At 69.2% G+C, this 12781-nt stretch carries 8 protein-coding genes; 3 read left to right on the top strand and 5 right to left on the bottom strand.

What is annotated here, in order from left to right; translation table 11 throughout:
• Positions 1–52 precede the first annotated feature (52 nt).
• On the bottom strand, positions 53–1393 hold the full coding sequence (gene nhaA, locus P3T29_RS23275; protein WP_280718530.1) for a Na+/H+ antiporter NhaA: 1341 nt from the start codon (positions 1391–1393) through the stop codon (positions 53–55).
• 421 nt (positions 1394–1814) lie between these two features.
• Between nhaA and P3T29_RS23270 the strand changes: the two genes are divergently transcribed.
• Complete coding sequence (locus tag P3T29_RS23270) at positions 1815–2906, top strand: serine hydrolase domain-containing protein (protein ID WP_280718529.1); 1092 nt, start codon at positions 1815–1817, stop codon at positions 2904–2906.
• Positions 2907–3112: 206 nt separating this feature from the next.
• Here the strand turns inward: P3T29_RS23270 and acs are convergent, their stop codons facing one another.
• Positions 3113–5068, bottom strand: coding sequence for an acetate--CoA ligase (gene acs / locus P3T29_RS23265; protein ID WP_280718528.1), 1956 nt, complete (start codon positions 5066–5068; stop codon positions 3113–3115).
• 568 nt (positions 5069–5636) lie between these two features.
• Here acs and P3T29_RS23260 point away from each other — a divergent pair.
• Entirely contained in the window at positions 5637–6101 is a 465-nt protein-coding gene (locus P3T29_RS23260) for a hypothetical protein (RefSeq protein ID WP_280718527.1), read from the top strand.
• Between the two features lie 94 nt (positions 6102–6195).
• Here the strand turns inward: P3T29_RS23260 and P3T29_RS23255 are convergent, their stop codons facing one another.
• The gene (locus tag P3T29_RS23255; RefSeq protein ID WP_280718526.1) at positions 6196–8616 is read right to left on the bottom strand and encodes a SulP family inorganic anion transporter; all 2421 of its coding nucleotides are present in this window, start codon (positions 8614–8616) and stop codon (positions 6196–6198) included.
• 361 nt (positions 8617–8977) lie between these two features.
• Entirely contained in the window at positions 8978–9964 is a 987-nt protein-coding gene (locus tag P3T29_RS23250; protein ID WP_280718525.1) for an ATP-binding protein, read from the bottom strand.
• A 339-nt stretch (positions 9965–10303) separates the two neighbouring features.
• Here P3T29_RS23250 and P3T29_RS23245 point away from each other — a divergent pair, with 339 nt between their 5' ends.
• Positions 10304–11296, top strand: coding sequence for an oxidoreductase (locus P3T29_RS23245; RefSeq protein ID WP_280718524.1), 993 nt, complete (start codon positions 10304–10306; stop codon positions 11294–11296).
• 401 nt (positions 11297–11697) lie between these two features.
• On the opposite strand, the gene P3T29_RS23240 is transcribed toward P3T29_RS23245, so the two are convergent.
• Positions 11698–12540, bottom strand: a complete 843-nt coding sequence (locus P3T29_RS23240) for an HAD-IB family hydrolase (RefSeq protein WP_280718575.1) — start codon at positions 12538–12540, stop codon at positions 11698–11700.
• Between the last annotated feature and the right edge of the window lie 241 nt (positions 12541–12781).

The following is a 12781-nucleotide window of genomic DNA, read 5'->3' as shown; positions in this document are numbered from 1 at the left end:
GCCTCTACCGGACAGTCGGGCACCACTCCGGGGCCCCCGAGGTGGCGGCGTGTCACCCCGCCTGCTGCCGGGACAGGTCTGGGCCCTGGTTGCCCAAGGGGGTGTCTGTGTCCACGTCCTGGTCCTCCTCCTCGCAGAGTTGCTGGTAGTGCCGGTTGCGGCTCTTGAGGAGCACGGTGGCGATGACGGCGCAGAGCAGCGACCCCACCAGTACGGCGGCCTTGGCCCGGTCGGCGAGTGCCGGATCGTCGGGGAAGGCCAGTTCGCTGATCAGCAGGGAGACGGTGAAGCCGATACCGGCGAGGGTGGACACCGCGAACAGATCGGCCCATTTGAGCTGCGGGTTGAGTTCGGCCCGGGTGAACCTGGCGGCCAGCCAGGTGCCGCCGAAGATGCCTGTCGTCTTGCCCACCAGCAGGCCGAGCATGATGCCGAGCGGAGTCGCCTGGGTGAAGACCTCCGCGAGCGCGGGCCCCGAGATCGTCACCCCGGCGGCGAACAGTGCGAAGAGCGGCACGGCGAGCCCGGCGGAGAGCGGCCGGACCAGGTGCTCGATGTGCTCGCCGGGGGAGTGCGTCTCGTCGCCGACCCGGTGGCAGCGGAGCAGCAGGCCCATCGCGACGCCGGCCACCGTGGCGTGCACCCCGCTCTCGTGCATCAGCGCCCAGATCACCAACGCCAGCGGGACATAGAGGTACCAGCCGTGCACCCCGCGCCGGTGCAGGAACCAGAACAGCACCAGGCCGGCGAACGCGAGCCCGAGCGCCCAGAACTTGATGCCCGAGCTGTAGAAGACCGCGATGATCAGGATGGCGATGAGGTCGTCGACGACGGCGAGGGTGAGCAGGAACGCCCGCAGCGCGGATGGCAGGTGACTGCCCACCACGGCGAGCACGCCGAGCGCGAAGGCGATGTCGGTGGCGGTCGGGATGGCCCAGCCCCCCGGGTGCCCGCCCGCGCCGCTGTTGACGACGGCGTACACGATCGCGGGCAGGGCCACTCCGGAGACGGCGGCGACAACCGGCAGCAGCGCGGCGCTCGGAGTGCGGAGCTCGCCGGCTACGAACTCGCGCTTGAGTTCGATCCCGGCCACGAAGAAGAAGACCGTCAGCAAGCCGTCCTTCGCCCAGGCTTCCAGGCTCAGGTCGAGGTGCAGCGGCGTGGACGGGCCGACCGTTCGGTGGAGCATGCTCTCGTAGGCGTGCGGCCAGACGTTCGCCCAGACGAGTGCCACCATGGCGGCGATCAGCAAGAGGATGCCGCCGACGGTCTCGGTGCGGAGTGCGTCCGTGATGAATCTGCGTTCGGGGAGCGAGAGTCGTCCGAGGAACTGGCGGCGTTCGGTGGGCGGCGGGGTGGCCACGACGGAGACCTCCAGGGCGGGGAGCGGCATGCGGATGCACCGGTGGTGCAATGCCGACCAGACTTCCCGGCGCGCCTCAGAATCCTTGTTGCGTTTTTGACAGTCTACGGGGCACTTCGGCGTGATATCCGGTTTGTCGCATTTTATGGGTTATGCCTGATCCTGTGCGCCTGCTTCGGTCGGAGGCAGCACTGCTGGCGGGTGGGAGTTCGGGTGGGAGAGGGGGCCGGTGGGCCGGTGGGCGGTGGGGCGGTGATCGGGCACGCGGCGTGGGCCCGCCGCAGGCCGGCCGTGTGCCGTCGCGCGCTCGCCCGGACGGGTTCGGTCGGGTGCGGACGAGATGGGCCCGACTTATCGTCGGTGGCGTACGCCGTCCTCTGTCGGCGACGCGTTTCCGGTCCGGAGGAATCCCATGCCCAGTCAGCAACCCACCCATGTAAAGCCAGGAGGCGTGGGTGGTCAGACCACCCCTCCTTCGTTATCCGAGCCCTTCCCGACGATCTCCCCCGAGCTGGCCCGGCTGCTACGGCCGCTGTTCAGCAGCGCCTCGCCGAACTGTGGCATAGCCGTCGCGGTGATCAGGGGCACCGAGCGAACGGTGGCCTGCCGCGGCTACTCGGACCGGGCGGTCGAGCGTCCGGTCCGCGCGGACACCCGCTTCGAACTCGGATCCGTCACCAAGACCTTCACCGCGCTGTTGCTGGCGGAGATGGTGGCCCGGGGCGAGGTCCGGTACGACGACCCGATCGATCGCTATCTACCTGCGGACGCCGTCCCCGGCTACCCGCACGACCGGCCGATCACCCTGCTGCACTTGGCGACCCACACTTCAGGCCTTCCGCGCCTGCCGGTCGGTCTCGCGCCGACAGCGGTGCCCCGCTGGTTCACCAATCCGTACGCGACCTTCAGCGCGGCCCATCTCCTGCGCGCCCTGCCCCGTACCCCGGTCCGGGGTATGCCGGGCGCACAGGTGCGGTACTCGAGTCTGGGCTGTGGCCTGCTCGGACTGGTGCTGGAGAATGCGGCCGACCTGCGGTACGAGGAACTGCTCGCCAGCCGGGTCTGTGGCCCGCTCGGGCTGGTCGACACCTCCTGCGGGCCCGGCCGCGAGGCACTCACCGGCTACCGGCGCGGACGCCGGGTTCCGTCGTTCCGACTCCCGGCACTGCCAGGAGCAGCTGCCCTCCGCTCGACGGCGGACGACATGCTTCGCTTTCTCCAGGCACACCTGGCCGTCGACGCCGTACCCATCCCCGAGCAGACGGGCGCGGGCGCCGCGTTGCGCGCCGCACTACGGGACGTCAGCAAGCCCCGGGTGGAACATCGGCGGACGGGTGCCAGGATCTGTCTGATCTGGAACCAGCGTCTTTCGGCGGAAGGCGATCTGGTCTTCCAGTCCGGTTCGACCCGCAGCTTTTCGGCCTTCGCCGGGTTCAACCCGGCGGCACAGGTCGGTCTGGTGGCGATGGCGAGCACGCTGCCGGGTCTGCGGAGACGCTTCACCCAGACGGCTTACGAGATGCTGCGACGCCTCTCCGGCTGACGGACTCGGGGAGCGCCCCGCGAGGCCGACCGCCTGCCAGGCGGCCGCTCGTCAGCCGGCCGCTCGTCGGTCGGCCCGAGTGGGTTAACCCGTCGGTCGTGCGCTGTTGCGGCTGAGTTCGTGAGCCCGAATGCGCGCCGTCCCGCCCTCATGCAGTGCAGCAGGCATGAGAGCGGGACGGTGTCGGCGTGGGACTGGTGGATTGATCAGCTCTCGCCGCGTGCGGAGGGCAGCTGGGCCTGGATGAGGTTCATGACGGTGGAGTCGGCGAGGGTGGTGGTGTCGCCGACTTCGCGGCCTTCGGCGATGTCGCGCAGTAGGCGGCGCATGATCTTGCCGGAGCGGGTCTTGGGGAGTTCGGTGACGATCTTGACGTGCTTGGGCTTGGCGATCGGGCCGAGGGTGCGGCCGACGTGGTTGCGGAGCTCGACGACCAGCTCGTCGCTGTCGGTGGCGGTGTGGCGCAGGATGACGAACGCGACGATGGCCTGGCCGGTGGTGGCGTCGGCGGCGCCGACGACGGCGGCCTCGGCGACGGCGGGGTGGCCGACGAGGGCGGACTCGACCTCGGTGGTGGAGATGTTGTGACCGGAGACGAGCATGACGTCGTCGACCCGGCCGAGCAGCCAGATGTCGCCGTCCTCGTCCTTCTTGGCCCCGTCACCGGCGAAGTAGCGGCCGGGGAACCGCGACCAGTAGGTGTCGAGGTAGCGCTGGTCGTCGCCCCAGATGGTGCGCAGCATGGACGGCCACGGTTCGGTGAGGACGAGGTAGCCGCCGGAGCCGTTGGGGACCTCGTTGGCCTCGTCGTCGACCACGGTGGCGGCGATGCCGGGCAGGGCGCGCTGGGCGGAGCCCGGCTTCGTCTCGGTGACGCCGGGCAGGGGGCTGATCATCATGGCGCCGGTCTCGGTCTGCCACCAGGTGTCGACGATGGGGGCGGTGCCTGCGCCGATGTGCTCGCGGTACCAGATCCACGCCTCGGGGTTGATCGGCTCGCCGACGCTGCCCAGGACCCGCAGCGACGACAGGTCGAACTTGGCGGGGATGTCGTCGCCCCACTTCATGAAGGTGCGGATCGCGGTGGGCGCGGTGTAGAGGATGGTCACCTTGTACTTCTGGACGATCTCCCAGAACCGGCCCTGGTGCGGGGTGTCGGGGGTGCCCTCGTAGATGACCTGGGTGGCGCCGTTGGCGAGCGGCCCGTAGACGATGTAGGAGTGGCCGGTGACCCAGCCGATGTCGGCGGTGCACCAGTAGACGTCGGACTCGGGCTTGAGGTCGAAGACGGCATGGTGGGTGTAGGCGGCCTGCGTGAGGTAGCCGCCGGTGGTGTGCAGGATCCCCTTGGGCTTACCCGTCGTCCCGGAGGTGTACAGGATGAACAGCGGGTGCTCGGCGTCGTGCGCCTGGGGCGTGTGCGAGGTGGACTGACGGGCAGTGATCTCGTGCCACCAGACGTCCCGGCCCTGGGTGAAGGACACCTCCTGGCCGGTGCGGCGGACCACCAGGACGTGCTCGACCTGCGGGCACTTGGCGAGCGCCTCGTCGATGGCCGGCTTGAGCGCGGACGGCTTGCCACGGCGGTAGCCACCGTCAGCGGTGATCACCAGCTTCGCGTCGGCGTCCTGGATCCGGGAGGCCACCGCGTCGGCGGAGAAACCACCGAAGACGACGGAGTGTGCCGCGCCGATGCGGGCGCAGGCGAGCATCGCGATGACGGCTTCGGGGATCATCGGGAGGTAGATCGCGACGCGGTCGCCCTTGGTGACGCCGAGTTCCAGGAGGGCGTTGGCGGCCTGGGAGACCTCGTCCTTGAGCTGGGTGTAGGTGATGGAGCGGCTGTCGCCGGGTTCGCCTTCGAAGTGGATGGCGACGCGGTCGCCGTGGCCGGCTTCGACGTGCCGGTCGACGCAGTTGTACGCGACGTTGAGTTTGCCGTCGGCGAACCATTTGGCGAACGGGGGGTTTGACCAGTCGAGGGTCTGGGTGGGTTCGACGGCCCAGGTGAGTCGGCGGGCCTGCTCGGCCCAGAAGCCCAGGCGGTCCTCGGAGGCCTGCGCGTACGCTGCCTCGGTGACGTTCGCGGCGGCGGCGAGCTCTGTGGGCGGCGCGAATCGCCGCTCCTCCTTGAGCAGGTTGGCCAGGCTCTCGTTGCTCAACGCGCACTCCTCATCGAGTCTTCATATGCCGGATTATCCCGTGCGTAGGGATTGTCCCGTGTGTCCCAGCGAACACCTCACCAGGCCAACCGCCACGTTGACAAGAGGAACAGGGGAATTGGTGTAGACCTTTGATCGGGAAGTGGCCATCGAAGGCGCCGTACTGTGCGCCTGCGGCGCGGTTGCGAGGCAGCTTCTGGGTGGAACTGGAAGGACCGCTGGGTGTGGTTCGGGGGCGACCGCCGTAAGACTTCTGAAACGCACCGGGAGCGCACCTACCCGCCGCATGCCTTGCGTACGCCGAGCCCGGGCCCATGCGAGGACGTATGCGAGGACGTGTGGGAGCAGTGTTTACGCAGGTGCGTGCCGCCAAGAGCCTTGACGATCCGTCCGGTCGGTACTCCACTGAGAACACGGGCCGTCAAGGATCCTCATCGGTCCACCTGTCAGCGCACCGCTCCTGCATGGGGGAACCGCCATGCCTGGAACTCCAGCGACCCCTGCCGACTCTTCTGCCTCAGCAACCCCTATCCCCTCTCCCCAGCCCGGCGACTTCGCCGTGGTCCGCATGGCCGGCCGTGTCGGCCGCCTGATCAGGATCGGACAGTGGCTCAACGGCGATGGCTTCGCCGACTTCGAGCACGCATTCGTCTACGTCGGTGACGGCGACCTGGTCGAGGCGCAGCCCGGCGGTGCCGTTCTGGAACACCTCGTCGACTCTGACAGCCGACCGATCCTCTGGTCCACCGGGCACATCCTTCTCGATGACGAGCAACGCCAGGCCGTGGTGTCGGCCGCTCGTGGGTACCTCGGCGTCCCCTACAGCGCGGCCGACTACCTGGCGTTGGCCGCGCACCGTCTTCACCTGCCGGTCAGTCCGTTGATCAAGGGTTATGTGGCGGATACCCGGCACATGATCTGCTCCCAACTCGTGGACCAGTGCTACCGGGACGCCGGTGTTCAACTGTTCCGCGATGGCCGGTGGCCGGGATACGTCACACCGGCCGACCTCTCCAACCTCCTCCGCTCCTGATCGGCCCGTGCCGGGCATCCCGGGGGTGCTCCACGTCGTTTTCGAGGCACCCCCGGAATCCCATGATGATCCGTCAATCGGTTGGATCTGTCTGTCAGGCGACTGCTCGCTGTTCGGACTCCTGCCGCTGATTCTCGGGCCGGCTCTCCGACAGGTCCTCCGACAGGTCCTCCGGCAGGGCCGATCGGTGCTCCGGCCAGTCCTCCGAGACGGACACGAACCGCTTGCTCTCGTGGTCCAACACGTACGCCTGAGCTGTGGCGAAATCGAAGTACATTCCCACGAGTCGGAGCGTGCCCGCATCCACCCGACGCTCGACCGCCGGGTTCGCCAGCAGTTGATCCAGTTGCTGGACCACGTTGGTGATGCAGAGCTGCTCCACCAGGTCGACCACCGGGCGCCCTGCGAACTCCGCAGGTGCTCGTTTCAGCCGGGACAGCGCACCTCGGCCGTTGCGCAGCCAGCGGGCGAGCGGGGTCGGCGGCCCGGGCAGCTCGTGCACGCCGTCGAGCAGGGCCTTCATCGCGCCGCACCCGGAGTGTCCGCACACGGTGATGCTGCGTACCTGCAGCACCTCGACGGCGTACTGCACCGCTGCGGCCACCGAATCGTCGGCGGCTCCGGGCTCGTACGGCGCCGGCACCAGATTGCCGACGTTCCGTACCGTGAACAGGTCGCCCGGCCCACTGTTGGTGATCATGCTGGTGACCAGCCGGGAATCTGCGCAGGTCAGGAAGAGCTGCGAGGGTGTCTGGCCCTCGCGGGACAGCCGGGCCAGCTCCTGCCGGACCAGTGGTGCGGTGTGCTGCTGGAAGCCCCGAACGCCGTCGAGCAGGCGGACGTGCGGATCGTCGAGGCCCTGCTCGATGCAGCGGTGGCCCACCCAGGGAGTCCAGGCGCGGCAGCGGTGCGGGCCGGGGGAACTGCCCGACCGTACGGTGCCGTCAGGGTCCAGCACCTCGTCGTCGTGGCGCTCGGTCAGCATCGAGACCCGTCCGCCACCCGCCTGATGCCCCGTCCGCCACACGTGGACCTGTTCGTACGCCGCATGGTCGAGGAATGATCCGTCGTGGCAGACCGTCACCCGGGCGCCGGCGGGAATCGCCGCCAGGGCCCGGCTCAGCCGGGGCACGGCGGTGAAAGTCAGTGGGCCGTGGGTGCGGACCAGGTAGGAGCCGTCATCCTCGGCCAGCACTTCGACATGGGCGCGAGTCAGCCGGTAGAGCGCCAGCAGGACGGCCACCGATCCACCGAGGACCACCCCGAGCGGGACGCCCAGCAGGACGACGCCGAGCACCGTGGCCAGGTAGACGGGAAACTCCCGATGCCGGTGCACCCGCCGGATGTGCGCGAAGCTGACCATCTGGATGCCGACCATCAGAACCAGCGCGGCCAGCGCGGCGAGCGGGATCCGGCGCAGCCCGCCGGTCAACGCGAAGGCCGCCAGTAGGACCCAGAGCCCGTGCAGAACGGCGGACCAGCGGGTGGCGGCTCCGGCACGGACGTTGGCGGAACTGCGCACCGCGCCGCCGGCGATGGGCAGACCGCCCAACAGCCCGGTGACGAAGTTGGCCGCACCCTGGCCCCGGAGCTCGCGATCCAGGTCACCGGGCTGGTGGGTCATCCGGTCGACCGCGACTGCGGAGAGGAGCGACTCCACGCTCGCGACGGCCGTCACTGTCAGCACGGCGGCGATCAGTGCAGGCCAGTGCCGGCCCGCGAGTTCGAGAGTGGGAACCGAGGCGAGGCTGTGCTCGCCCCAGGAGGGCAGCTCGACCCGGGCGAGGGTGAAGCCGAGGCCCAGAGAGAGTGTGGTGCCGGCGGTCACGGCGACCAGCCCGGCGGGGACCCGGGTCAGCCTGCCGCCGACCCGCCCGGCCGCGCCGGGCAGTCGGCCGAGCCGGGGCCAGCCGCAGAGTACTGCGATGGCCAGGGCTCCGACGGCGAGTGCGGGTGGGTGGGGGCCGGACAGCTGCTGTGGGAGAGCGATCAGGTTGGCGAGTGCGGAGCTCTGCGGAGAGCCGCCGAGCACCACGTGCAGTTGGGCGATCGCGATGGTCAGGCCGACACCGGCCAACATCCCGTGGACGATCGCGGGTGAGACGGCCAGCGCGGTGCGGGCCACTCGCAGCCAGCCGAGCAGGAGCTGAAGCAGACCGGCGACGGCCGTGACGGCACAGGTGACCTGCCAGCCGTACTGGGCGATCAGCCCAGCGGTGATCACCGTCAGTGCGGCGGACGGGCCGCTGACCTGGAGCGGCGTGCCGCCTAGCGTGCCGACCACCAAGCCGCCGACCGCCGCTGCCACCAGCCCGGCGGTGGGCGGTGCGCCGGTGGCGAGCGCGATGCCGAGCGAGAAGGGAACGGCGATCAAGAAGACCGCGATGGAGGCGGGCAGGTCGCGGACGAGGATCTCTCGGCGCGACCCCTGGGGCGTGGTGCCCGCCGGGCCGTTGGGCGGGGCGTGGTCGGTGGTGTCGGAGGCGATGGGGGCGCTGGAGATGTCGAGGGTCATGTCTTCCCGTCTTTCCGGGGGAACGAACGCAGTCAGGTCCGGGGTTGGTGCTCGGAGTCGGATCGGCTGTCGTGAGTCGCGACGGTGTGGCGGGATGGCGTAGGCGCGGCGGAGGGTGTCACGTCCGGCCTTGGACCATCAAGAGTTGGTAAACTGAGAGTAATGAGATCTTTGCACAGCGTGAAATTGCGCGGTAGGGCTGCGGGGCTGATTCACCCCTAAGGGTGGTATTCGAACCGTTCAGGAACCTGCTTGAAGAGTGGCCGGACGCCGCGAGAGGGCCGGTGGCTCCCGTGATGGGAGCTACCGGCCCTCTCGTGCGTGAGGCGTCGGGTGCGCGGCTGGGCGAGGACGAAGGTCGTCAGGCGTGCGCGCCGTCCAACTGGTCGGTGCCGAGTACGAAGCCGGGGTCGATCTGGCTCGCCAGGTCGATGCCGACCTTGGTGTTCCCCCAGCTCTGCGCGTTGCGGAGGTGGAAGGTGACGGCCTGTGCGGTGTAGCGCTGCGGATCACGGTGGGCGTGGGCCTGGTCGGCCTGCCGCTTCAGTGCTTCCAGGACGGCGCGGTTCGCGGGCTCCAGGAGCTGAAGCGGCGGCTCGGTGCCCTGTTCGAGACGGCGTACCCATTCGGAGTGGCCGAAGACCGCCAGCAGGTCGTCGCCGACCTCGCGTTGCAGGAATGCGAGGTCGTCAGGGCCCTGCACCTTGTTGCCCACGACGTGCAGGGCCACATCGAAGTCCCTGGCGTACTCCTTGTACTGCCGGTAGACCGAGATGCCCTTCCGGGTCGGCTCGGCGACCAGGAACGTCAGGTCGAACCGGGTGAACAGGCCGGAGGCGAACGAGTCCGAGCCGGCCGTCATGTCGGTCACCACGTACTCCTCCTGGCCGTCGACCAGGTGGTTCAGCAGTAGTTCGACCGCGCCCACCTTGGAGTGGTAGCAGGCCACGCCGAGGTCTTCCTCGGTGAACGCGCCGGTGGCCAGCAGCCGGACAGACCCTTCGTCCAGCGCGATCGGCCGGGCGCAGCTCGCGTACACCGGGTTCTCCTCGACGATCCGCAGCAGACGCGAACCGCGGCCGGGCGGCGTGGTCTTGATCATCTCGTCGGCCGAGCCGATCAGTGGATTGTCGCCCCGCAGATACTCCTTGATCTGGGGCAGGTGGGCGCCGAGTGACGGAAGGTCGGCCGCCTGACTGTCGCTCAGGCCGAGTGCAGGGCCCAGATGTTGGTTGATGTCGGCATCCACCGCGATGACCGGGCGGCCGGCGGCGGCCAGGTGGCGGATGAACAGAGCGGACAGCGTGGTCTTCCCGCTGCCGCCCTTGCCGACGAACGCGATCTTCATCTGAGGCTCCGGCTCTCACTCCAGCGTCCACCGGCGTTCGTACCGGAACGCTCTGGAAGGTTCTGGGATGTGCTGAGTGTTCTTGGGTGCTCTGAGCTGCCCTGCGACTGGCACAGGGTCGGTCCGGCTGAGTTCGACCGGGTCCGACCGGATCCGTCCGGGTTCGACTGGTGATCCGAGGCGCCCGGGAGCGTTGTTGGAAATAGTTATCGTCACCGATAGGTGTCATGCTAGCGGTGGTTCGGGGTGCCATATGGGCATGAGTCGAGGAATGCCTCGAACGGGTGATGACGGGGTTGCTGTGACGGTGATGCCGGGGGAGTCATTACTCTCGGGTAGGTGAGCACTGGAACTGATCCCCTCGCCCCGCTGGCCGACCTCCCCGGAGTGCCCGCCGCCGTCGCTGAGGTGCGCAAGGCAGTCGACCGGCTGTACGGGCACCGCGTGATGCGCCGCCGCGCGCAGGAGGTGACCTCCGAGGCCGCCTTGCGCGGCGCGAGGGCCTCCGCCGCCCTCGACGGAGCGGACTGGCCACTGGAGGAGGTACGCCGGCGCAGCGACTTCAGTGCCGACCCGGAGGCCCGCACGGTCGGTGGTGCGCTGCGGATCTCCGCCGAGGCCGGGCAGCTGCTGGGGGTCTGGCGGCACTCGCCGCTCCAGGTGCTGGCGCGATTGCACCTGCTCGCGGTCGGCGACGCTGACGAGTCGGCCGGTCGGCCCAGGCTTCCGGGGGAGCAGGCGGCGGCACTGTTCCCCTTGGAGCTGAACATCGCCGAGAGCCTGTCGCACGGCGCCGGTGACGAGGCACACGCCGACGACGAAGCCGATCAGGTCGGCCGCGAAACTCCTCATGGCGACCAGGCCCCTCGGGGAGATGGCGCCCGCTCCGGCGGCGAGAGTGCCGCGACGGCGCTCGACCTGCCCCCCGCGCCGTCGGCCGAGGAGGCCACCGCGCGGCTGGAGCAGCTGGCCCAGCTGCTGGCCGCTCGCGCCGAGGGCAGCCCGAGCGGCACGCCCGCGCTGGTGGTGTCCGCAGTGGTGCACGGCGAGTTGCTCGCACTGCGCCCCTTCGGCTCGCACAACGGCATGATCGCGCGCGCTGCGCAGCGGATCGTCCTCATCGCGGAGGGCCTGGACCCGAAGGCGATCTGCCCCGCCGAGGTCGGCTTCGCCGAGCTGGGTACGGCCGCCTACCAGCGCGCTCTGCAGGGCTATCTCAGTGGCACCGCCGTCGGCATGGCCGCCTGGATCGCGCACTGTGGCGAGGCGCTCCGGCTCGGGGTGCGCGAGAGTACGGCGGTGTGCGAGGCGATGCAGCGCGGGATGGTCTGAGCGACGCCGGAGAGCGAGAGCCGGGCAAGAGGAGCAGCCGGGCGGGAAGTGCGGGCGGGGCGTGAACGCATTGATGCGGCGGCACCTGATGGAGCTGGGTGCCGCCGCTGGTACAGGTACCGGGTTACCAAGCATGCACCGGAAGTGCCCATCAGGCGGGGATCCTGCCCGTTCACCTGGTGCGGCGGCCCGACAGCGGGTCGGCTGCATGTGGGTGCTCAGTTATCTGTACTCGGTCCGTGGGGCCTGAACTGCGTTGTCGGTTTGACCTCTTAGGGTCCTGACCGGGTCTCGCGGGCCGTAACTCATTTCTATCGCGGTTTGGGGGAAAGGGGAACCCGAAACGAGAAGTCTTTACCTTTTGTCCGATTTGGCGGAGGGCTGGCGGGATGGTTCGGGTGTCACTCGATGGGCTGGCGCCGCCGGGAGGCGTACCAGAGCGCCCCGGCCGTCACCAGTGCGGTGCCTACTGCGACAGCCATCACCACACTGCGGCTGGGGGCGGAGAACTCGGGGAGTCGGCGGCGCAGTTCGACCGGGCGGTCGAACACCAGCACCGGCCATTCGCGCGTCACCGCCTCTTTGCGCAGCGCGCGGTCCGGGTTGACCGCCGACGGGTGTCCGACTGCTTCCAGGAGCGGTAGGTCGGTCACAGAGTCGCTGTAGGCGTAGCAGTCGGCCAGTACGTACCCCTCGGCTTCGGCGAGCTCGCGGATCGCGGCGGCCTTGTTCTCCGCGTAGGCGTAGAACTCGATCTCGCCCGTGTAGCGGCCGTCCTCGATCTTCAGTCGGGTGGCGATGACGCGGTCCGCACCGAGGAGAGCCCCGATCGGTTCCACCACCTCGGAACCGGAGCTGCTCACGATGACGACGTCCCGGCCGGCCGCGTGGTGCTGTTCGATCAGCGAAGCGGCTTCGTCGTAGATGATCGGGTCGATCAGGCCGTGCAAGGTCTCGGCGACGATCTCGCGCACCTGTTGGACGTTCCAGCCTCGGGTGAGTGCGGACAGGTACTCGCGCATCTTCTCCATCTGGTCGTGGTCCGCGCCGCCGGCCAGGAAGAGGAACTGCGCGTAGGCACTCTTCAGTACGGCGCGACGGTTGATCAGACCGCCTTGGTAGAAGGGGCGGCTGAATGCCAGCGCGCTCGACTTGGCGATGATCGTCTTGTCAAGGTCGAAGAAAGCGGCGGTTCGCGCTACTCCGAACGGGTGGCGATGAGGTGCGGCAAGGGCGGGTGCGATGTCGTTCGACGCGGGACCGGGCGCGAAGTTCCCGCCGTGGTCCGCGATGTCGGCGTTCTCGGTGGTGTCCACGGGAACCGAGGATAGAGGGCGGCCCAAATCGCCCCGCCATTCGGCGTACTCCTGGGCGCGCGGGTTTGTGTTTCTGGGCTCTCGGGTACACCATGGAAGTCACGGATCGTTCGCGACCGTGCTAACCCGGTCCGGCTCCTCCCCCCCGAGTCGGACCGTGGGTAGACGA

Source organism: Kitasatospora sp. MAP5-34, from assembly GCF_029894335.1.
In the GTDB taxonomy this organism is placed as follows: domain Bacteria; phylum Actinomycetota; class Actinomycetes; order Streptomycetales; family Streptomycetaceae; genus Kitasatospora.
The sequence above is the reverse complement of the archived record's forward strand: the minus strand, read 5'-3'. Positions and strand labels throughout refer to the sequence as shown.